This is a genomic window from Vreelandella azerica (assembly GCF_013112225.1).
GTDB classification, from domain to species: Bacteria; Pseudomonadota; Gammaproteobacteria; order Pseudomonadales; family Halomonadaceae; genus Vreelandella; species Vreelandella azerica.
The window spans coordinates 1-19,067 of sequence record NZ_JABFHI010000007.1 but is presented as its reverse complement, the minus strand read 5'-3'; the positions used below and the strand labels follow the sequence as shown (position 1 = coordinate 19,067).

Below are 19,067 nucleotides of genomic sequence, written 5' to 3'. Positions count from 1 at the left end.
CAAAAAAAATCAAGCGCCAGAGGCGCTTGATCATGATACTGAAAAGGGGCCATGGTGGGCATGGCCCCAGCAAGCGCTTATTCAGCGTTATCGCCTTCAGTGCTTTCACCTTCGCTGTCGCTTTCTTCATCATCATCATCGCTACCACGGACTTTCATCTTGGTAACGCTAAGGATGGCGTTATCGTGATCTTCGCCGTGGGACAGATCAACAGAAGTAACGCCCGCTGGCAGGGTCAGGTCAGACAGGTGCAGCGTCGTGCCAACCTCAACCGCGGAAATGTCAATTTCCAGGTAGTCAGGCAGGTCCTTCGGCAGGCAGCTGATGGCCACTTCGTTGGCCAGGACGTGGAGTTCGCCGTCCTGATCCTTGATGCCTACACAAGTGTCTTCGCCAGCCACGTGCAGCGGCACGTTCATGGTGATTTCATGGGTAGCATCAACGCGCAGGAAGTCAGCGTGAGTCAGCAGGGGCTTGAACGGATGGCGCTGCAGGTCACGCACAACGACCTGCTGCTTCTTGCCTTCAATCACTAGCGTGATGACTGAAGAGAAGAAGGACTCATCTTCGATAGCTTTGTAAAAAGCGGTTTTTTCAACCGAAATCGACTGCGGCTCCTGAGTGCCACCGTATACAACGGCAGGAACCTGCTGATTCGCACGACGCAGGCGGCGGCTCGCACCTTTCCCCAGGTCGTGGCGAATATCGGCGTTAAGGATAAAATCGGACATGTTTGTTGCCTCTTGGTTAAAGTAAGGAAACGCTGCCGCCCGCGACCAGACGACAGCGTTCCCAGAAGCTCTGCAATAGAGCCGTGTATGTCAGGCGCTGATGCTCACATCAGTGGAACATGGCGCTGACAGATTCTTCGTTACTCACCCGACGAATGGCTTCCGCAATCAGGCCGGCAACGCTGAGCTGGCGGATGCGACCGCTGCGGCGTGCGGTATCTGAAAGCGGGATAGTGTCGGTCACTACCACTTCATCCAGCACGGAATTGACGATGTTGTCGACCGCCGGTCCGGAAAGAATGGGGTGAGTCGCGTAGGCGACCACGCGCTTGGCGCCGTGGTCTTTAAGGGCCTCACCAGCTTTGCACAACGTTCCCGCTGTATCAATCATGTCGTCAACGACGACACAGGTGCGACCTTCAATTTCGCCAATGATGTGCATGACCTGGGCCTGATTGGCCTGGGGACGACGCTTGTCAATAATCGCCAGATCAGCATTCAGCTGCTTGGCGATGGCACGGGCGCGTACAACGCCGCCCACATCCGGTGAGACAACTACGAGATCGCTGTAATTCTGGCGTTCGATGTCATCAAGCAGGATGGGTGAGCCGTAGACGTTGTCGACTGGCACGTCGAAGAACCCCTGAATCTGGTCGGCGTGTAGATCCATGGTCATGACGCGATCCACGCCCGCTTTGACCATCATGTCAGCCACGACCTTGGCCGAGATGGGAACCCGAGCGGAGCGTACCCGGCGATCCTGACGGGCGTAGCCAAAGTAGGGCATTACCGCCGTGATACGCGTTGCCGAAGCGCGGCGCAGGGCATCCACCATCAGGATCATTTCCATCAGGTTGTCATTGGTCGGTGCACAGGTAGACTGCAGGATGAAAGCATCCTTACCGCGCACGTTTTCGTTGATTTCAACCGCGATTTCACCGTCGCTGAACTGTCCTACTGTCGCATTCCCCATGCGGCTGTCAAGGCTGTCAGCAACCTTACGAGCGAGCTCGGGATTGGCGTTCCCGGCGAAAACCATCAATTTTGACACGCGCAGCCACCTTTGCAGTGTTGAGATTCGTGGGAGAGAACGCCATTTAATGCTGAGTTGGCTGGGGTACCAGGATTCGAACCTGGGAATGCCGATACCAAAAACCGGTGCCTTACCACTTGGCGATACCCCAGCAGGATGAACTGCTTGACTGGCCAGAAATCATTCGACCGGTATCAGCAATATCAGTGCCAGATTCAGCACAGGGTGCGTTCAGTCACCCAGAGCAACATGGAGAGGAGAGCGATTCAGCCCTTTAGCTACCCAAGCGGGCCAATGCTCAAGTGCCTTGTTGGCAACATCAGCCGCCTCTGCCTGGTGCGTAAAACCGGCAAAAATACAGGCGCCCGTGCCGGTCAAACGTGTCTGCGAAGCCTCCAAGCCACTCGATGGCTGCCGCAATTGGCGGATAAGCCCGAGTAACCACGGCTTCACAGTCATTGCGCCATGACGACGCTCCCCCTGCAATGCGCGCGCCATGGTAATAGGCGGCGTGTTGCGTGTCAATTGTGGATCCTTGAACACCTCAGGCGTTGAAACGCTGACCCCGGGGTGAATGACCACAAACCAGGGCGTATCCAGAGTGACCGGGGTGAGCCGTTCGCCAACCCCTTCTGCCCAGGCGCTGGTGCCATGTATGAAGACTGGCACATCGGCGCCCAGCCTCAAACCCAGCTCGGCAAGCTGATCAGGAGAAAGGCCGAGTTGCCACAGCTGGTTAAGGCCGACCAGGGTGGTGGCGGCGTTTGAGCTACCGCCTCCCAGGCCACCTCCCATGGGCAGTGTTTTTCTTCAATGGCCAGGGTAGCGCCAAGGGGGCAGCCCGTGGTGTCTTGTAACAGACGGGCGGCGCGCATCACCAGATTGTCCTCGCTGGCGATGTCATCAAGATCATCGCGCAGTACCAGCTGGCCATCCTGGCGCAGCGTGAAAGTCAGCGTATCGCACAGGTCAATCAGCTGGAACAGGGTCTGTAACTCGTGATAGCCATCCGCACGCTGGCCAACAATATTCAATAGCCGATTAAGCTTGGCCGGGGCGGGGAGCCTCAGAGTGTGTGCGGCAGCTGCTGGGGAGATACTTGCATGCTGGGGCCCTTATTGGCTATCCGGTTGCCATTGATTGATCACCAGGGTAATTCTCACCTCGTCATACTCCATGACCAGACGGCGGGGCAGCCAGAGGTTATCGACGCGTTCCCAGTCGCGATAGTCAATCGTCCAGCCGTCCTGGGTCAGGTGGCTGGGGAAGCCAAGTTCGTCGGTTTCGAGCTGATAACTACGCTCTTCATCCGGCAGGCCACGCACCCAGAAGGGCATGGCACTGACGGGCAGCGACCAGCCCAGCTGCTTTTCCATCAAGGCTTCGGGGGATTCAGCTTCAAAGCGTCCTTCGTTGTTGGTCAGGTTGAAGCGTCCTTCGCGGCCTTCAAGTACGGTGCGCCCACCACCAAAGGGGCCGCTGACCAGCAGGCGAAAGTAATGCGGGTACTGGTTCCAGTCGAGGTTGGCGCTGGTGTTTTCTTCAGGGGAGCGCAAGCCTGCCTTGCCGGCCAGCTTCCAGGTTTCCAGGGCCTCCAGTGATGCTTGCTGGGATTCCCACTGGCCGGACTGGCGGCTGCCATCATCGACAGGTGTTGATGTGGCGCAACCAGTGAGCAGGGCAAGCGACAGCATGATGGTGGTGAAGCCGCTGGGTGAAAAGCGGCGCAGGATGTGCGGGATGGCGAGGGTAGGCATCTTGACTCCATTCAAAAAAGTAGCGTGTGGGCAGAGAGCGTGTGGACAAATCAGCGAGGTAAGCCCAGTAGTGTAAGCCCTATGGTGTAAATATCAGGGTGCCAGGCTGGGCAGCCGCTCCAACAGTTCATCAATAGCAGGGTGCTCGCTGGTCTGACGCATCAGGGCGTCGATTAGTTCACGGGCTTCTTCGCTGCGGCCTAGTGCATGCAGTACTTCAGCCAGATGAGCGGCTATTTCCTGATCTGGCATGGCCGCAAAAGCGCGCTCTAGCCAGTCAAGTGCGCGTTGAGGTTGGCCCTGGCGGTAATAGACCCAGCCCATGCTATCCAGTACGGCAGGGTCATTGGGCGCCAGTTCGTAGGCACGTTCAATCAGACGCTGGGCTTCGTCAAGGCGTCCATCAAGGTTTTTATCTGCCAGCGTATAGCCTAGGGCGTTCAATGCATTGGCATTGTCCGGCTCATTGGCCAGCAGACGCTTGAGGTCTGCTTCCATCTGCTCCAGGTCACCGGCTTCCCAGGCTCGCATGGCGCGTTGATATAACAAGGTGCTGTCATCCGGCGTGCGGGCCAGTTCGCGGTCAAGCAGCTGGTCGGCTTCCTGGCTCTGGCCATATTCATCAAGCAGCTGTATTTCCAGCGTCAACAGGCTGTTGTAATACTCATCATGCGCCATGCGCTCAATGCGCAGAAACGCCCGGGCATCCAGAAGGCGCTGGTTGTCGATCAACATGCCAGCCGCTCGGGCACGGGCAGGGATGAAGTCATCACCTTCGCCAACCTGGCGGAAATAAAGCAGGGCGTTATCAATTTCCTGCTCGGCCAGGGCGATTTCGCCCAGCAGAATATAGACACGATCCGGGTTTTGCGGTTGGCCTATAAAAGGTTGCAGCAATTGTTGAGCGGGTTCGGGATAGCCTTCATCCAGATAAAGCTGGGAGAGCGCCAGGCGCAGTTCATCACCGCCTTGATGATTTTCAAGCAGCTGATCGGTTTGTTGCTGTGCAGCGTCGATATTTCCCAGGCGAATTTCCGCTTGAGCCAGCAACAGAATGAAGCGGACATCTTCCGGGTTATCGGCAAGCCCCTGACGGGCGGCCTGACGTGCCTTTGTGTAGTTTTGGGTTTCCAGCCCCAGGCGCGCAACGGCCAACCACAGTGTGCGGCCATTGCCACCCTGTGCCCTGGCGGCCTGCAGATTGGCTTCAGCCGCATGGGTATCGCCCAAGGCGATTTCTAGCAGGGCGGTCGCAATCAGAGGATCGCTTTGCAGGCTTGCGGCGTCCTGTGTGGATACATAGGCGCGCAGGCGCTCAAGCAGGTCAGGAAGAGGGCCGTTTTCAGCGATGGCAAATTCCGCAAGAGCGGTCAGGTCGGTGTCTTCTCCCGCCTGGGTAATGGCCAGGCGCTGTTCAAGGCTTTCAACCCACTGCCCTTGCTGCAGGGCAATAGCGGCCAGCAAACGGTTCGGCGCAGTGGTATCTGGGGCCAGTGCCTGCCAGCGGCGGGTAGCGGTGAGCAGAAGCTCGGGGGCATCACTGTAACGCGCAGTAAAGGTGGCGCGTTCGGCCAGAGCAGCGACAGGATAGCGCTGGGTGGCATCCAGGTAGCCCTGGCTTGCCCGCTGGTAGTCGCCACGCTGAGCAGCCAGTTCGGCGCCAAGCAACAGGCTTAGGCCTTCAGCATCAAGGCCTTGGGTGATAGGCGGCGCGTTTTGCAATGGGTCGTCATCGGTCACGGTAAAGAAGACGAGCTGGACGGGGTGGCGACCAGCTGACAACCTCCCAGCATCAGCATTGTTATAAGAACAATGGCCATGGCGGGAAATGGGGTGTGTTGAACAGCACTTAAGCGTGGCATGCATCCCTCGATTCGTTGGCCGGATGTCCAGCATAGCGGCTTGCAGGAAGATGGCAAAGTGGTATGGGCCTGTTGAGGGTGGATTGTGCTAGAATCATTGCCTCAATATTTTGCATCAGCAAGCATCCATCTCACGTTTCAGACCGACACACTAGCGAAGACGCACAACGCATGACGCTTCTTGCCTTGGGAATTAATCATCGTACCGCCACGGTTGCCGTGCGCGAGCAGGTCGCTTTCACGCCGGCGCAGCTTGAACGTGCGCTGGAGGAATTGCGTAGTCTGCCACAAATTAGTGAGGCGGCGGTGTTATCGACGTGCAATCGCACCGAGCTCTACTGTGTGACAGACGCTGCTGGCGAGCAAACCGTACTTAAATGGCTAGGACGCTTTCACAACCTGCATGTCGATGAACTGGCGCGCTGCGCCTATCATTATCTGGATGGTGATGCAGCGCGTCATTTGATGCGCGTGGCCGTGGGGCTGGATTCCATGGTGCTGGGTGAACCGCAGATTCTGGGCCAGCTCAAAGATGCCTACCAGCAGGCGCGCGATGCGCGTGGGTTGGGGGCGAACTTGAGCGCCTGTTTCAACACACTTTTGCCGTCGCCAAACAGGTGCGCACCGAAACCGGGATCGGTAAGAACCCGGTTTCGGTGGCCTATGCAGCGGTGAGCATGGCCAGCCGCATCTTTGATGATTTCAGCCGTTCACGGGCGCTGCTCATTGGTGCGGGCGAAACCATTGAGCTGGTGGCCCGCCACTTGAGTGAAGCCGGGGTGCGCCAGCTGACCGTCGCCAACCGCACCCGCGAGCGGGCTGAGGGGGTTCGGCTGCGCTTGGAGGCAGTGCCATCACGCTGTCGGAAATTCCCGATGCGCTGGAACACGCTGATATTGTGATTTCCTCCACCGCCGCGCCCTTGCCGATTGTGGGTAAGGGCATGATGGAGCGCGCCCTGAAGAAACGTCGTCACCGCCCTGTCTTCATGGTGGATATAGCCGTACCACGGGATATCGAGCCAGAAGTGGGCGAACTCGCGGATGTATTTCTGTATACCGTGGACGATCTGGAAGAAGTGATTGAGGAAAATCGTCGCCATCGTCAGGTGGCGGCAGATCAGGCCGAATCGTTGATCGAACACGGTGTCAGTAGCTGGCAGCATGAACGCCGGGTGCGTCTTGGCGGCCACCTGATTCGTGAATATCGCCAGCACGGTGAATCACTGCGTGATATGACACGGGATCAGGCGCTGGAACGCCTGGCCCGCGGTGAAGACCCTGCTGCTGTGGTTGAGCGTCTGGCCCATCAGCTGGCCAATCGCTTGATGCACCAGCCGACCCAGTCGATCCGTGATGCTGCCTCTGTCGAGGAGCATGCCCTGCTGGCCGCTGCACCGCGTTTATTGCTGCCGGCCAAAGCCGCTTTTGAAACCCCACCTGCCGCCAAGCGCCGCCAGAAGGATAATTCACCCGCATGAAAGAATCGCTGCGCCAACGTCTGGATAGTTTTGTAGAACGTTTTGAAGAGCTGTCGCTGCTGTTATCAGAGCCTGATGTGATTCACGATCAGCAGCGCTTCCGCGATTATTCGCGTGAGTATTCTGAGCTGGAAGCCCTGGTGTCCCATTGGCAGCGCTACCGTGATATCGAAGGTGATATCGACGCTGCCGAACAGCTGATGCGCGACAGCGACGCTGACATGCGTGAGCTGGCGGAAATGGAGCTGTATGAAGGGCGTGACAAGCTGGAGGCGCTTGAAATTGAGCTCAAGCGTCTGCTGGTGCCCAAAGATCCGGACGACGGCCGCGGCGTGTTTCTGGAAATTCGTGCAGGCACAGGGGGCGATGAAGCCGCACTGTTTGCGGGCGATCTGTTTCGGATGTACGCCCGCTATGCTGAAAAACGCGGCTGGAAGGTTGAGGTGATCAGCGCCAGTCACGGTGAAATGGGCGGCTACAAGGAAATCATTTCGCGTATCAAGGGGGATAGCGTCTACGCTAACCTGAAGTTTGAATCCGGCGCACACCGAGTTCAACGTGTGCCTGCAACGGAATCCCAGGGGCGCATCCACACGTCTGCCTGTACCGTGGCGGTCATGCCGGAAGTGGATGATGTCGGCGATATCAATATCAATTCGGCCGATTTGCGTGTGGATACCTTCCGCTCCAGTGGGGCAGGTGGGCAGCACGTCAACACCACGGATTCTGCCATTCGTATTACCCACCTGCCCACTGGCGTTGTGGTGGAGTGTCAGGAAGAGCGCAGCCAGCACAAAAACCGCGCCAAGGCCATGTCGCTGCTAGCGGCGCGGCTCAAGCAGAGCGCCGAGGACGCCCAGCGTCAGTCCCAGGCCGATGAGCGCCGTTCACTGGTTGGCTCCGGTGATCGCAGTGAACGTATCCGTACCTATAACTATCCTCAGGGGCGGATTACTGACCACCGTATTAACCTGACGCTTTACAAGTTGAATGAAGTGATCAGCGGCGAGCAGCTCGACGATGTGATTGACCCCTTGATTCATGAATACCAGGCTGAACAGCTCTCGGCCCTACAGGGTGGCGAATGACCCTGGATGCGCTGCTGATTGAGGCAAGCCTGCGCCTGAGCGCCGCAGGGTCGGTTTCGCCCCGCCTGGATGCCGAAGTGCTATTGGCCCATTGCCTGGGGCGTGAACGCACCTGGCTGTACACCTGGGGAGATCAGACGTGTGATACCTGGAACCAGGCGCGTTTTGCGGCCTTGGTCGCTGCCCGTGCACAAGGGCAGCCTATCGCTTATCTGACCGGAGAACGTGAGTTCTGGGGGCTTGCGTTGGCAACTTCCCGCCAGACATTGATTCCTCGCCCGGATACCGAGACCCTGGTGGAAGCCGCCCTGCTGCGCGCGCCTCATGGGTTAGGCGCGTTGCTTGATATGGGCACTGGCACCGGCGCCATTGCGCTGGCCTTTGCCAGTGAGCGCCCCGGCTGGCAGGTGGTGGGCGTGGATATCCGCCATGAGGCGGTTGAACTGGCCGAAGGCAATGCCCGACGGCTGGGTATCGCCAACGCCACCTTTGTGTGCAGCCACTGGTTTACTGCACTGGCCAGCACAGCCGCACCTGCCCGCTTTGATCTGATTGTGGCTAACCCTCCCTATATTGCCGAAAACGACCCTCACCTTGAGCAGGGCGATGTGCGTTTCGAGCCGCGTTCAGCGCTGGTGGCGGCTGAGCAGGGCATGGCCGACCTTCACCATCTGATCAAATCTGCGCAAGGGTTTCTGCACCCGGAAGGCTATCTGCTGCTGGAGCATGGCTATACCCAGGCAGCTGCCGTGCGTCAGGCATTCATAAGTGCCGGTTATGAAAACGTTGAAAGCCTGTGTGACCTGGCAGGCCAGGAACGGGTTACGCTTGGCTGCTTTATGACATCGCCGTGATGCCTTTATTGGACCTTGCCATGAAATCAAAAAACAGAACGCTGGACCGTATTGATCTCAAGATTTTGCGCTGCCTACAGGAAAACGCGCGCATTTCCTATGTTGATCTGGCCGCTGAAGTTGGCCTTTCTACCACGCCCTGCCTGGAACGGGTCAAGCGCCTGGAACGCTCGGGGATTATTCGTGGCTATCAGGCCCTGCTCGACCCTCAGGCGTTGAAGGCCAATCTTCTGGTGTTTGTTGAAATCAGCCTGGAAACCCAGTCACCGGCAGTGTTTGACGAATTTCGACGCGCTGTTGAGCAGTTGCCGCAAATTCAGGAATGCCATCTGGTGTCCGGTCAGTTTGACTACATCCTGAAATGTCGCATTCCGGAAATGTCCGCTTATCGTCAGCTGCTGGGCGATGTGGTGCTGACCTTGCCGGGCGTGAAGGAATCCAAGAGCTATGTGGTGATGGAAGAAGTCAAAGAAAGCTTCAGCCTGCATATACCCGAGCTTGAGGAGCTTGATGATAAGCACTAAAGCCCTGTGGAGAGGAGTTCGCCAGGATGATGGATGACCAGGCCCTATTACGTTACAGCCGCCAGATCATGCTGCCGGAAGTGGAGGTCGACGGTCAGCAACGGCTGAATGACGCCCATGCGCTGATTATCGGCGCCGGTGGCCTGGGCTCGCCCGTGGCGCTCTACCTCGCCGCGGCTGGCGTCGGCAGGTTAACGATTGTCGATGCGGATGTGGTTGAGCTTTCCAACCTGCAGCGTCAGATTGCCCATCAACAGGCGGATCTGGGGCGCAACAAGGCGGCTTCAGCGGCGCAAAGTGCCCAGGCGGTCAACCCCGGCTGCCAGATCGTGGCGCTGGAAGAACATGCTGATAGGCAGCGGTTGGCGGCGCTGGCCGCCTCAGCCGATGTGGTGCTGGACTGCACCGACCGCTTTTCCAGCCGCTACGCAATCAACACTGCCTGCCTGGCCGCCGGTGTGCCGCTTGTTTCCGGGGCGGCTATCCGTTTTTCCGGTCAGCTGGCGGTATTTGACCCACGTTTGCCCGATAGCCCCTGCTACGCCTGTCTTTATCCGGACGACGGCAGCGGCGACGAAGCACTTTCCTGTGCCGAAAGCGGCGTGATGGCGCCCTTGGTCGGGCTGATCGGCTGCTTTCAGGCGGTGGAGGCGTTCAAGTTGTTGAGTGGCGCGGGCCGTGCCCACCAGGGCCTGGCCACCTTTGATGGCCTGAGCGGCCAATGGCGCCATTTCCAGGTGCCGCGCGATCCGGCCTGCCCGGCGTGTGGCAATCGTTGAGCATGTCTGCCTGACGTATCCAACATGAGAATTTTTGGCCATAAACTTGCGATAGGGATAAGAGCATCGCAGAATCTGGCGGTCATCACGGAACACAAGAGACACAAGAGGAGATGTCTTGATGGGTAATCTACAAAAACTTTCCGCAGCCGTTGTGGCCGCCACCTTGGCCACAGCGGCAGCCACCGCCCAGGCTAATGAAGTACGGGTGTACAACTGGTCAGACTACATTGCCCCGGAAACATTGGATAAATTTACCGAGCAGACCGGTATCGACGTTGTCTACGACGTGTTTGACAGCAACGAAGTGCTGGATGCTGCCCTGCTGTCAGGGCGCTCAGGTTATGACGTCGTGGTTCCCTCTACCTACTTCCTGACCCGTCAGATCAAGGCAGGTGTCTATCAGGAACTGGATCACGACAAACTGCCCAATCTGGATAACCTTGATAGCCAGCTGTTGCAGAACCTTGATGTGGTCGATGAAGGCAGCCGTTACTCAGTGCCGTATATGTGGGGCACCAACGGGATTGGCTATAACCGGGATCGGGTGACCGAGATTCTTGGCGACGATGCGCCGCTGGATAGCTGGGCGCTGTTGTTCGATGCCGATATTACCACCCAGTTGGCCGAGGCGGGCTGCGGGCTTTCAATGCTGGATTCCGGCTCTGAAATGCTGACACCGGCGCTGGCCTACCTGGGTCTTGACCCGCACAGCAATGACATGGACGACCTGCAGGCAGCAGGAGATCTGATTGCTTCCGTGCGTGACAACATGACCTACTTCCACTCCTCCCGCTATGTATCTGACCTGGCAAACGGCAATATCTGTGTGGCTGCTGGTTATTCCGGTGATGTCTTCCAGGCGGCGGATCGCGCCGAAGAAGCCGGTCGTGACTTTACCATTGCCTACTCCATCCCCAAGGAAGGCGCCGAGCTGTGGTTCGACATGATGGCGGTGCCGGCGGATGCGCCTAATCCTGGCAATGCCCACGCCTTTATCAACTTTATTCTCGAACCCGAGATTGCCGCAGAAATTACCGAGTATGTCCGCTACGCCAACCCCAATGCGGCAGCGGATGAATTCCTGCCGGAAGACATTCTTAACGACCGTGCGATTTACCCCAGCGACGAGGTGATGGAAAACCTGTATGTCATTGCTGAAAAACCGCAGGACGTTCAGCGTGCGCGTACGCGTATCTGGAACCGGGTGAAATCCGGGCGTTAATCTGTCATGCGTCACCTCGGATATTTGTTTCCTGGGTGCTGTTATCTCTGATGTCGATCGCGGCGGGCTGAAAAGCCCGCTTTCAGTTTGAGTGCCATGCTGGCTTGGCCTGGATGGCACGATTGGGGAGTAGGCATGGCCACAACACCCTTGCCGGACGAAAGTGCGGGATTAACGAACACGTCTCCAGCCGCCCAGCGTGCGCCGGGCAAAGCGCCGCGCTTTCGTGAAGATATCGTCCTTAAGGTCAACCGGCTCAGCAAGCGTTTTGATGATGCCGTGGCGGTGGATGATGTCAATCTGCAGGTCAAACGGGGGAGATCTTTGCCTTGCTGGGGGCTCCGGGTCTGGAAAATCGACCCTGCTGCGCATGCTGGCCGGGTTTGAAGCACCCAGTGAAGGGCGCATCGTGCTGGATGGCACGGACATTACCCAGATGCCGCCGCACAAGCGCCCGATCAACATGATGTTCCAGTCCTATGCACTATTCCCGCATCTCAGCGTTGCCCAGAATATTGCCTTCGGCCTGAAGCAGGATCGCTTGCCCAAGCAGGAGGTGGATGAACGCGTAGCGCACATGCTCAAGCTGGTTCATATGCAGCGCTTTGCCAAGCGCAAACCCCACCAGCTTTCCGGCGGCCAGCGCCAGCGGGTGGCGCTGGCGCGTTCGTTAGCCAAGCGCCCCAAGCTGTTGCTGCTGGATGAACCCATGGGGGCGCTGGATAAAAAGCTGCGCACTGAAATGCAGCTGGAAGTGGTGGAAATCATTGAGCAGGTCGGGGTGACCTGCATCATGGTTACCCACGATCAGGAAGAAGCCATGACCATGGCGGATCGCGTGGCGATTATGAGCGATGGCTGGATTGAACAGGTGGGATCGCCGGTGGATATCTACGAAAGCCCAGCAAGCCGTATGGTTGCTGAGTTTGTCGGCACGGTAAATATGTTCGAAGGTGAGATTGCCATGGATGCGGCTGACCATTGCCGGATTGATTCACCCGTGCTTGAGCGGCCCGTGTTTATAGATCATGGGATTACCACCCAGGCAGACAACCTGCGGGTGTGGGCAGCGCTGCGACCGGAAAAGATCTGGCTGACCCGCGATAAGCCCGAAGGTGACTACAACTGGGAGCAGGGCGTGGTAGAAGACATTGCCTACCTGGGCGGTTTTTCGCTGTATTACATCCGCACTCATCTGGGCCAGCTGATCAAGGTCAGCATGGCCAATACCAAGCGTCGCGGTGACCGTCCTACCTGGGAAGACGCTGTCTACGTCTATTGGGAAGACCACAGCCCGATTGTGTTGAACCGCTAGGGAGGAGCAACGGCATGCAGCCAATCAAAACCTGGCTCAAGCGGTTAAAACTGGGGCGTCGTGCGGTCATTGCGCTGCCGCTTGTGTGGCTGACGCTGTTTTTTCTGATGCCCTTCGCGCTGGTGTTGAAAATCAGCCTATCCGAAGCGGCGATCAGTATTCCTCCTTATGGCCCGCTGGTCGAATATGCTGATCAGACGCTGCAGGTTTTCCTCAATCTGGGCAATTATCTTTTTCTGCTCAGTGACTCACTTTATATCGCGGCCTACTGGGGCTCGATCAAGACAGCCTTTGTGGCCACCCTGGCGTGTCTGTTGCTGGGTTACCCCATGGCCTACGCCATGGCACGTGCTTCCGCGCGCTGGCAGCTGATTCTGCTGCTGCTGGTCATGCTGCCGTCCTGGACGTCTTTTCTGATCCGTGTGTATGCCTGGATGGGGATCTTGAGTAACTCAGGCCTGATCAATAACACCTTGCTGTGGTTGGGCGTGATTGAAACCCCGCTGCAAATGATGAATACCCAGCTGGCGGTGATTATCGGCATCGTTTACGCCTATCTGCCGTTTATGGTGTTGCCGCTCTATGCCCACCTTGCCCGGCTGGACAATGCGTTACTGGAAGCCGCTTCTGACCTAGGGTCGCGTAAATTTAACACCTTCATCAAGATTACGCTGCCGCTTTCAACTGGCGGCATTATTGCCGGCTCCATGCTGGTATTCATTCCTGCGGTAGGGGAGTTTGTGATTCCTGAGCTGTTGGGCGGCCCGGATACGCTAATGATCGGCAAGGTGCTGTGGGAAGAGTTCTTCCTCAACCGTGATTGGCCTGTTGCCTCCGCCCTGGCGATGGTGATGCTGTTGCTGCTGCTGATTCCGATTGTCATGTTTCATCGCTACCAGTCGCGGGAGTTGGAAAAATGAGGCTGCTATATAGACGCCCGGACTTTACGACCGTCATGCTGGTGTTGGGGTTGCTTTTTCTGTACCTGCCCATGGGGGTGCTGGTGGTGTATTCATTCAATGAATCCCAACTGGTGACCGTCTGGGCCGGGTTTTCGCCCAAGTGGTATGGCGAGCTGTTTGCTGACAGGCAGATTCTCTCGGCAGTGTGGACGAGCCTGCGGATTGCTTTCCTGGCGGCCAGCATGGCGGTATGTCTGGGAACAGTCGCAGCCTTTGTAATGACGCGCTTTGGCAAGTTTCGCGGCAAAACAGCGCTTTCCAGTATGGTCACGGCGCCTCTGGTGATGCCGGAAGTGATTACCGGGCTTTCGCTGTTGCTGCTGTTTGTGCAGATGGCCCAGCTGATTGGTTGGCCGACGGATCGCGGGATGGCCACCATTTGGATCGCTCACACTACCTTCTGTAGCGCCTATGTGGCGGTGGTAGTCGCAGCCCGTCTGCGTGAAATTGACCGTTCGATTGAAGAGGCGGCGATGGATCTGGGCTCGCCGCCGCTGAAAACCTTCTTTACCGTTACTCTGCCGGTCATCTCACCTGCCCTGGCGGCAGGCTGGCTGCTGGCGTTTACCCTGTCGCTGGATGACCTGGTGATTGCAAGCTTCGTGTCCGGCCCGGGTGCCAATACGCTGCCCATGGTGGTGTTTTCATCGGTACGCATGGGGGTATCCCCGAAAATTAACGCCCTGGCTACCTTAATTATCCTGGCAGTATCGGTGGCGACCCTGATTGCCTGGTGGTTGATGCATCGCAAGGAGAAAAAACGTCGTCTGGCGCTGCAGGAAGCTGAAAGCCAATAACTCCGTGCGATTAAAGCACGTCGTCATCGCGCCCGTAGCGTATCTGTTCAAGTTCGCCGGAAACCGGGGATACGGTTACCTCCAGCTGGATGGGAGCGCAGCATCGCTGGCAATCTTCCCAGGTGGTGTGGCTACCTTGAGAGGCATCAATCAAAAGTGTCATGGGTGTGGCGCAGTAAGGGCAGTCAATCTCATACGAGATTAGCGCATCATCGACCATAAGGCCTCCTTGGATAGTTGGGACAGGCTTGGATAGAAGTATAGCCAACGATGATGGCGGGGGCGCATCTTGACGCCGAATCGGTTACGATGACTTACTAACATCATTTAACACAGTGAGGATAACATGTCTTTTCGTATCTTTTTGGCCGCAGCGGCTTTGACGCTCCCTTTGGCGGCCCAGGCGGAATCGCCTAATGTGACGCCAGGTGAATGGGAGTTTGTCAGCGTGACTGAAGTGATCGCAGACGTTGATATTCCTGACCAGACCAATACCGAGCGCCAATGCATCAGCCAGGAAGAACTTGATAGCGCTGATTTTGGGTTTATTGAAGAAGAGCAAGATTGCGAGCTGCTTGATCAGACCATGAACGCCGACGGTTTGACCTACAGTATGATTTGCCGCGCTGATGGTGGAGAAGCCACCATCGAGGGTGAAAATGCGCTTTATGGGCGAACAGATCGAGGGCGACGTGGATATCGTGGCTGAATCGCCCATGGGCGCCATGACCATGAAAACGCGCATCGAAGGTGAGCGCCTCGGCGACTGCTAGTCTGACTGAACCTTGTTACGCCCCTCTGAAAACACCGCCCCACTGAAAAGTGGGGCGGTGTTTTGCTTATGGCATGTTAGTGGTTCCCTTCCTGGGAGCTGGCCAGTTCGCGCTCCAGCTGATGGCTGATGGCCTTGGGTGAACTGGTGCGGCGTGCCAGCAGGTCATAGGCAACCGGCACCACAAAGAGAGTAAATAGTGTCGCCGCGCCAACCCCCGCCATAATGACAGTACCGATCACCAGGCGCGATTCAGCCCCTGGGCCGGTAGAAATAATCAGCGGTATGGCGCCCGCCATGGTGGTGATGGCAGTCATCAGTATCGGCCGCAGGCGCGTGGTGGAAGCGTCAATCAGCGCGTCTCTGAATTCAAAGCCCTGGTCGCGCAACTGATTGGTGAATTCCACAATCAGGATGCCGTTCTTGGCCGCAAGACCAATCAACATGACCAACCCCACCTGGCTATAGATGTTCAGCGACTGCCCGGTGAGGTATAGGGCAAACAGCGCCCCGCTAATCGCCAGTGGAACTGTCAGCATGATCACGAAAGGGTGGACGAAGCTTTCAAACTGCCCGGCGAGTACTAGGAAGACCACCAGTACGCCCAGGGCCAGCAGGAAGGTTGTCGCGCCACTGGCTTCCTGATAATCCCGGGAAGCCCCTTTGACATCTGTCTGAGCCTCGGCAGGCAGTACTCGCTGACGGCATTATTAAGGTATTCCAGCGCTTCACCCAGCGGGTAGCCATCCACCAGATCAGCTCGCTATGGTGACGGCACGCAAGCGATTGAAGCGGTTGAGGTTACTGGGGCCGGCAAAGTCGGTCAGGGTAACCAGGTCACGTGGCAAATGCGGAATCAGCTCGCCTGAACGCGCCGAGCGTAGGACTTGGATTGGCACCACTTTCAGCTTCAAGAATCACATCATATTCCTGGCCGTCATCTACATAGCGGGTAAACGCTGCGCCCGCCGAGCAGAGTTTCTAGGGTGCGACCAATTTCGGTGATAGTGACGCCCAGCGCAGCTGCCCGTGTATAGTCGATATCTACCCTGAGCTGAGGCTGACTTTCCCTCGAAATCGCTGTCAATTCTGGTCAGTTTTGGGTTGTCGTCTTCAATATGCGCAATCAGGGTGTCGCGCCACTCGGCAAGCTGCTCATAGGTACCCCCGCCAGTACAAACTGGACCGGCTTTTCCGTTCTGCCGCCAAAGCCCTGTCGCATTACCGGGAAAGCTCTGATGCCGGGTAAGTCACTCAGCAACTCACGGACCTCCTGCATGATGGGCCAGGCGCTACGCCGCTCATCCCAATCGGCGAGGTTGACGATGACGAAACCGCCATTGAAATTTTCAATATTGCCCCAGCCGCGGGTGCCCGCACCAGCACCCGCTCGACCTCGCCATCGTCCAACATGGGTAGCATGCGCGCTTCGATTTCATCCATGTAATCGAGCATATAGGAATAGGTCGCGCCAGGTGGACCATTAACGATGACAAAAAAGTTACCACGATCCTCCTGAGGGTATATTCATTGGGCAGCTGTTCGTTGAGCCATAGCATGGCGCCCACCAGCGCAAAAAGCCACGACCACCAGCCAGCGCAGGGTTAATACGCCCCTGTCAACATACGCCGATAGGTGCGGCGTGCTGCATCCAGAGTCGCGTGAATGGCTCTGGCAATAGGGCTTTCGTGCATATCGGCGCTGAGGATTTTCGACGCCATCATCGGCGTCAGGGTCAGCGCCAGCACGCTGGATATGCGCCACGGCGGCGGCCAGGGTGAGGGGCGAATCCGAGAACAGGCGGCCAATGTCCCCTGCAGGAAGCTTAAAGGTACAAAGACGGCAATCAGTACCAGAGTCGTCGCCACAACCGCAAAGGCAATCTGGCGCGAACCACGAAAGGCAGCGACTAGAGGGTCTCACCGTATTCCTGCATGTCGATGGATATTTTCCAGTACTACAATCGCATCATCAACGATCAGGCCGATGGCTAATACCAGTGCGAGTAGGGTTAGCAGATTGATCGTGAACCCCATGACTGCCAGAGGGCGGCAAAGGTGCCAATCAAGGCAATGGGAACCGTGATCGCCGGGATAAAAGTGGTACGGATGTTACCCAGAAAGGCAAAGATCACGATCACCACCAGGCCCATGGACACAAATAGGGTGATCATTACCTCCTTGATGGCACCGGATACAAACACCGATGCATCAAAGTTCAGGCTAAGTGACATATCATCCGGCAGGGTGGCCTGAAGGCGTTCCATCTCAGCCTGCCCTGCCGGATGATATGCGGGCACTGATGCATCATCGAAACGCTAATGTCATAGGCCTGGTGTGCCAGGCAACATCCCGGCCCGCCGCACGCTCCGGCGATCACGGTTGTGCCTTGATTACTGCCTGGCTGTCTGCAACCTACTTTGTGTCAGCCATCGACTGATGTTGATATTATAGCTGGAAAATCCATCGTCTGCTGACGAGAGATTAATCGCGCCTTTGTTCGCCCGCGGCGGCGACTCTATTTGCTGACCGATGTTTTCCTGCCAGCTGCGCGGGGTCTGTTCTCGGGGCCTGGCCTGCTGATAGCCCGTTTGCCGGCGACGGCGTCATCCTCGGCGCCGGTAGCGCCTCCGCCGGAGCCGCGACTCTGAATTACTGCACGCCGCCTATCGGCGGTGAAGCTGGTGTCGTGTGCGATAAATGCTGGCACGACTGTTCCTGCCATGTACATGGATAGCTTCGCGATAACGGCGTCAGCCGCAGCACGCCCGACTGGCAATGTGGCGACGATCATCGTCCGCCTCGCCGGCGTAGCACTGGCCCATCTGCAGGTAGCGAGACCCGGCATCGGAAACTTTCCCGGCCTGTCACGACGGGGCTGAAGCTGAAAAGCCGGTGTTGTACGGTACAGAGCAGCGGCCTGGCCTGTTGCATGTGAGCGACAACCAAAACTGACAGGGTAACGGCGATTTCGAGGAAAGTCAGCTGCTCAACTCAGGGGCAGATATCGATATGCCTGACGGCCAAGCGGCAATACCATGCTAAAGTACAGCCACCCCGCGTCAGATGACGACGCGAGAGACCTTTGATGTGTTCTTGGCTGAGTGTGCGGGAAATCCCGGTACGCTCTTCGGCGGCAATTCCGCACGCCCGGCCTGGCCGATGACTGCCGCCTTGCTGCCGATTGGCTTTACTATCTGCCAACTGAATCGGCTTGCCTGCCGGCTCAGACATGTGACCAATGGCGACGACCTGAGCGCGCGCGGTGTTCTCTGCTGCCGGGCGGTGCCCAACAAGATGCCCGCCTGCTGATATGCTGGTCCACTGACACCGAGAATACGCCCGCAGTCTCTGGGTGATCTTTGACTTAGGCTGTGTCCCCTGATGAGTCGCAATCATGCGCGACCGAAGCCAATCAGAGACGCGCTGTTCGACGCTCCACTGCACGCCTGACGCCGGCTAAACCAACTGCCATCACCCGCCATACCGCTGTTCTACCGGCCCAGGGGTATGGCAGGTGGCATTACTCTCTTTGTGGTTGCCGGTGCCTGCCTGGCACACTGGTTCGCAGGCCATCTGTCCTTTGAACAACCAGCTTCCCAGGAAGGAGCCACTAACATGCTGCATCACTCATGCAATATTTCTGCCACTGCATTTCGATGGTGGCTTCTCTAACTTTATCTTCTAAATTTTCAAGCTTTAAATCGACGTTAGCTTTTGGCTGCTAACAATATCAACAAGCAAAATCGCATATCAATTCTTTCGGCTTTGATGCATTGACTTTCATTATTGGTCGGGATGGCATAAATCGCTGTTCAAACTGTTCACCGGCGTCGCCAAGCGATTCAGAAACGTCCAGCGCCTCGCCGAAGGCATGTTATCACTGTGT

22 protein-coding genes, 1 tRNA gene and 3 pseudogenes are annotated in these 19,067 nt (G+C 57.3%); 13 read left to right on the top strand and 13 right to left on the bottom strand.

Annotated elements, in window-relative coordinates; all coding sequences use genetic code 11:
- Positions 1 to 77: 77 nt before the first annotated feature.
- The 7 genes from HLB35_RS14320 to HLB35_RS14295 all read right to left on the bottom strand — a co-directional run bounded on the left by HLB35_RS14320 (position 78) and on the right by HLB35_RS14295 (position 5,303).
- Positions 78 to 731 carry a 50S ribosomal protein L25/general stress protein Ctc gene (locus HLB35_RS14320; protein WP_171703104.1) on the bottom strand — a complete coding sequence of 218 codons (654 nt, stop codon included), beginning with the start codon at positions 729 to 731 and terminating at the stop codon, positions 78 to 80.
- A gap of 109 nt (positions 732 to 840) precedes the next feature.
- Entirely contained in the window at positions 841 to 1,782 is a 942-nt protein-coding gene (locus HLB35_RS14315; RefSeq protein WP_171703103.1) for a ribose-phosphate pyrophosphokinase, read from the bottom strand.
- A 58-nt stretch (positions 1,783 to 1,840) separates the two neighbouring features.
- A tRNA-Gln gene (locus HLB35_RS14310) sits at positions 1,841 to 1,915 on the bottom strand.
- An 80-nt stretch (positions 1,916 to 1,995) separates the two neighbouring features.
- Positions 1,996 to 2,559 carry a 4-(cytidine 5'-diphospho)-2-C-methyl-D-erythritol kinase gene (gene ispE / locus HLB35_RS14305; RefSeq protein WP_235937240.1) on the bottom strand — a complete coding sequence of 188 codons (564 nt, stop codon included), beginning with the start codon at positions 2,557 to 2,559 and terminating at the stop codon, positions 1,996 to 1,998.
- Positions 2,448 to 2,798, bottom strand: coding sequence for a 4-(cytidine 5'-diphospho)-2-C-methyl-D-erythritol kinase (locus HLB35_RS17535; RefSeq protein WP_235937239.1), 351 nt, complete (start codon positions 2,796 to 2,798; stop codon positions 2,448 to 2,450). The genes ispE and HLB35_RS17535 overlap by 112 nt, the downstream gene beginning before the upstream one ends.
- An 81-nt stretch (positions 2,799 to 2,879) precedes the next feature.
- A complete protein-coding gene (lolB, locus tag HLB35_RS14300; protein ID WP_422822468.1) occupies positions 2,880 to 3,458 on the bottom strand; it encodes a lipoprotein insertase outer membrane protein LolB in 579 nt (192 codons plus the stop codon).
- Between the two features lie 156 nt (positions 3,459 to 3,614).
- Complete coding sequence (locus HLB35_RS14295) at positions 3,615 to 5,303, bottom strand: tetratricopeptide repeat protein (RefSeq protein WP_235937238.1); 1,689 nt, start codon at positions 5,301 to 5,303, stop codon at positions 3,615 to 3,617.
- A 251-nt stretch (positions 5,304 to 5,554) separates the two neighbouring features.
- Between HLB35_RS14295 and HLB35_RS19000 the strand changes: the two genes are divergently transcribed.
- The 11 genes and pseudogenes from HLB35_RS19000 (at position 5,555) to HLB35_RS14250 (ending at position 14,407) form a co-directional block, all read left to right on the top strand.
- Positions 5,555 to 6,058, top strand: a complete 504-nt coding sequence (locus tag HLB35_RS19000) for a glutamyl-tRNA reductase (protein WP_422822465.1) — start codon at positions 5,555 to 5,557, stop codon at positions 6,056 to 6,058.
- A gap of 2 nt (positions 6,059 to 6,060) precedes the next feature.
- A pseudogene (locus tag HLB35_RS18995) lies at positions 6,061 to 6,404 on the top strand (NAD(P)-binding domain-containing protein); the annotation flags it as partial.
- A 6-nt stretch (positions 6,405 to 6,410) separates the two neighbouring features.
- On the top strand, positions 6,411 to 6,863 hold the full coding sequence (locus HLB35_RS18990; protein WP_422822467.1) for a glutamyl-tRNA reductase: 453 nt from the start codon (positions 6,411 to 6,413) through the stop codon (positions 6,861 to 6,863).
- Positions 6,860 to 7,951, top strand: a complete 1,092-nt coding sequence (gene prfA, locus HLB35_RS14285) for a peptide chain release factor 1 (protein ID WP_171703100.1) — start codon at positions 6,860 to 6,862, stop codon at positions 7,949 to 7,951. The genes HLB35_RS18990 and prfA overlap by 4 nt, the downstream gene beginning before the upstream one ends.
- On the top strand, positions 7,948 to 8,805 hold the full coding sequence (prmC, locus tag HLB35_RS14280; RefSeq protein WP_171703099.1) for a peptide chain release factor N(5)-glutamine methyltransferase: 858 nt from the start codon (positions 7,948 to 7,950) through the stop codon (positions 8,803 to 8,805). Before prfA ends, prmC begins: the two co-directional genes overlap by 4 nt.
- A gap of 20 nt (positions 8,806 to 8,825) precedes the next feature.
- Positions 8,826 to 9,329, top strand: coding sequence for a winged helix-turn-helix transcriptional regulator (locus tag HLB35_RS14275; protein WP_171703098.1), 504 nt, complete (start codon positions 8,826 to 8,828; stop codon positions 9,327 to 9,329).
- A 26-nt stretch (positions 9,330 to 9,355) separates the two neighbouring features.
- Positions 9,356 to 10,108 (top strand): HesA/MoeB/ThiF family protein, encoded by a 753-nt coding sequence (locus HLB35_RS14270; protein WP_171703097.1) that lies wholly within the window; start codon positions 9,356 to 9,358, stop codon positions 10,106 to 10,108.
- Between the two features lie 121 nt (positions 10,109 to 10,229).
- A complete protein-coding gene (locus HLB35_RS14265; RefSeq protein WP_171702764.1) occupies positions 10,230 to 11,333 on the top strand; it encodes a polyamine ABC transporter substrate-binding protein in 1,104 nt (367 codons plus the stop codon).
- 135 nt (positions 11,334 to 11,468) lie between these two features.
- Positions 11,469 to 12,648, top strand: a pseudogene (locus tag HLB35_RS14260) (ABC transporter ATP-binding protein).
- Between the two features lie 14 nt (positions 12,649 to 12,662).
- Positions 12,663 to 13,568, top strand: coding sequence for an ABC transporter permease subunit (locus HLB35_RS14255; protein ID WP_171702763.1), 906 nt, complete (start codon positions 12,663 to 12,665; stop codon positions 13,566 to 13,568).
- Positions 13,565 to 14,407, top strand: coding sequence for an ABC transporter permease subunit (locus HLB35_RS14250; protein ID WP_171702762.1), 843 nt, complete (start codon positions 13,565 to 13,567; stop codon positions 14,405 to 14,407). Before HLB35_RS14255 ends, HLB35_RS14250 begins: the two co-directional genes overlap by 4 nt.
- 10 nt (positions 14,408 to 14,417) lie before the next feature.
- Here the strand turns inward: HLB35_RS14250 and HLB35_RS14245 are convergent, their stop codons facing one another.
- Positions 14,418 to 14,627, bottom strand: a complete 210-nt coding sequence (locus HLB35_RS14245) for a zinc ribbon domain-containing protein (RefSeq protein ID WP_171702761.1) — start codon at positions 14,625 to 14,627, stop codon at positions 14,418 to 14,420.
- Positions 14,628 to 14,753: 126 nt separating this feature from the next.
- On the opposite strand from HLB35_RS14245, the gene HLB35_RS14240 reads away from it, so the two are divergent.
- On the top strand, positions 14,754 to 15,116 hold the full coding sequence (locus HLB35_RS14240; protein WP_328732107.1) for a DUF3617 domain-containing protein: 363 nt from the start codon (positions 14,754 to 14,756) through the stop codon (positions 15,114 to 15,116).
- Positions 15,117 to 15,256: 140 nt separating this feature from the next.
- Here HLB35_RS14240 and HLB35_RS17530 read toward each other — a convergent pair whose 3' ends face one another.
- From HLB35_RS17530 to HLB35_RS17935, 5 genes and pseudogenes are all read right to left on the bottom strand, one after another.
- A complete protein-coding gene (locus HLB35_RS17530) occupies positions 15,257 to 15,871 on the bottom strand; it encodes an efflux RND transporter permease subunit (RefSeq protein ID WP_235937250.1) in 615 nt (204 codons plus the stop codon).
- A 63-nt stretch (positions 15,872 to 15,934) separates the two neighbouring features.
- Positions 15,935 to 16,078: a hypothetical protein gene (locus HLB35_RS17525; protein ID WP_235937237.1), complete on the bottom strand. Its 144-nt coding sequence runs from the start codon at positions 16,076 to 16,078 to the stop codon at positions 15,935 to 15,937.
- 355 nt (positions 16,079 to 16,433) lie between these two features.
- Positions 16,434 to 16,634, bottom strand: coding sequence for a hypothetical protein (locus HLB35_RS17520; protein WP_235937236.1), 201 nt, complete (start codon positions 16,632 to 16,634; stop codon positions 16,434 to 16,436).
- Positions 16,635 to 16,783: 149 nt separating this feature from the next.
- Positions 16,784 to 17,215: pseudogene (locus tag HLB35_RS17515) on the bottom strand (efflux RND transporter permease subunit).
- A complete protein-coding gene (locus HLB35_RS17935) occupies positions 17,191 to 17,445 on the bottom strand; it encodes an efflux RND transporter permease subunit (protein WP_268895929.1) in 255 nt (84 codons plus the stop codon). Before HLB35_RS17935 ends, HLB35_RS17515 begins: the two are co-directional and overlap by 25 nt.
- Positions 17,446 to 18,244: 799 nt before the next feature.
- Here HLB35_RS17935 and HLB35_RS14230 point away from each other — a divergent pair.
- Positions 18,245 to 18,490 carry a hypothetical protein gene (locus HLB35_RS14230; protein WP_171703096.1) on the top strand — a complete coding sequence of 82 codons (246 nt, stop codon included), beginning with the start codon at positions 18,245 to 18,247 and terminating at the stop codon, positions 18,488 to 18,490.
- The last annotated feature ends 577 nt before the right edge of the window (positions 18,491 to 19,067 follow it).

Excerpts from the sequence above, each read along its gene's own strand:
- HLB35_RS17935 (WP_268895929.1), bottom strand. The coding sequence starts at position 17,445 with ATGGAACGCCTTCAGGCCACCCTGCCGGATGATATGTCACTTAGCCTG.
- HLB35_RS14270 (WP_171703097.1), top strand. The coding sequence starts at position 9,356 with ATGATGGATGACCAGGCCCTATTACGTTACAGCCGCCAGATCATGCTG.
- HLB35_RS14240 (WP_328732107.1), top strand. The coding sequence starts at position 14,754 with ATGTCTTTTCGTATCTTTTTGGCCGCAGCGGCTTTGACGCTCCCTTTG.
- HLB35_RS14265 (WP_171702764.1), top strand. The coding sequence starts at position 10,230 with ATGGGTAATCTACAAAAACTTTCCGCAGCCGTTGTGGCCGCCACCTTG.
- HLB35_RS17520 (WP_235937236.1), bottom strand. The coding sequence starts at position 16,634 with ATGCTCGATTACATGGATGAAATCGAAGCGCGCATGCTACCCATGTTG.
- HLB35_RS14245 (WP_171702761.1), bottom strand. The coding sequence starts at position 14,627 with ATGGTCGATGATGCGCTAATCTCGTATGAGATTGACTGCCCTTACTGC.
- HLB35_RS14255 (WP_171702763.1), top strand. The coding sequence starts at position 12,663 with ATGCAGCCAATCAAAACCTGGCTCAAGCGGTTAAAACTGGGGCGTCGT.
- HLB35_RS19000 (WP_422822465.1), top strand. The coding sequence starts at position 5,555 with ATGACGCTTCTTGCCTTGGGAATTAATCATCGTACCGCCACGGTTGCC.
- HLB35_RS14320 (WP_171703104.1), bottom strand. The coding sequence starts at position 731 with ATGTCCGATTTTATCCTTAACGCCGATATTCGCCACGACCTGGGGAAA.
- ispE (WP_235937240.1), bottom strand. The coding sequence starts at position 2,559 with ATGGGAGGTGGCCTGGGAGGCGGTAGCTCAAACGCCGCCACCACCCTG.
- HLB35_RS14250 (WP_171702762.1), top strand. The coding sequence starts at position 13,565 with ATGAGGCTGCTATATAGACGCCCGGACTTTACGACCGTCATGCTGGTG.
- HLB35_RS14230 (WP_171703096.1), top strand. The coding sequence starts at position 18,245 with ATGACGACGCGAGAGACCTTTGATGTGTTCTTGGCTGAGTGTGCGGGA.
- prfA (WP_171703100.1), top strand. The coding sequence starts at position 6,860 with ATGAAAGAATCGCTGCGCCAACGTCTGGATAGTTTTGTAGAACGTTTT.
- lolB (WP_422822468.1), bottom strand. The coding sequence starts at position 3,458 with ATGCTGTCGCTTGCCCTGCTCACTGGTTGCGCCACATCAACACCTGTC.
- HLB35_RS14275 (WP_171703098.1), top strand. The coding sequence starts at position 8,826 with ATGAAATCAAAAAACAGAACGCTGGACCGTATTGATCTCAAGATTTTG.
- prmC (WP_171703099.1), top strand. The coding sequence starts at position 7,948 with ATGACCCTGGATGCGCTGCTGATTGAGGCAAGCCTGCGCCTGAGCGCC.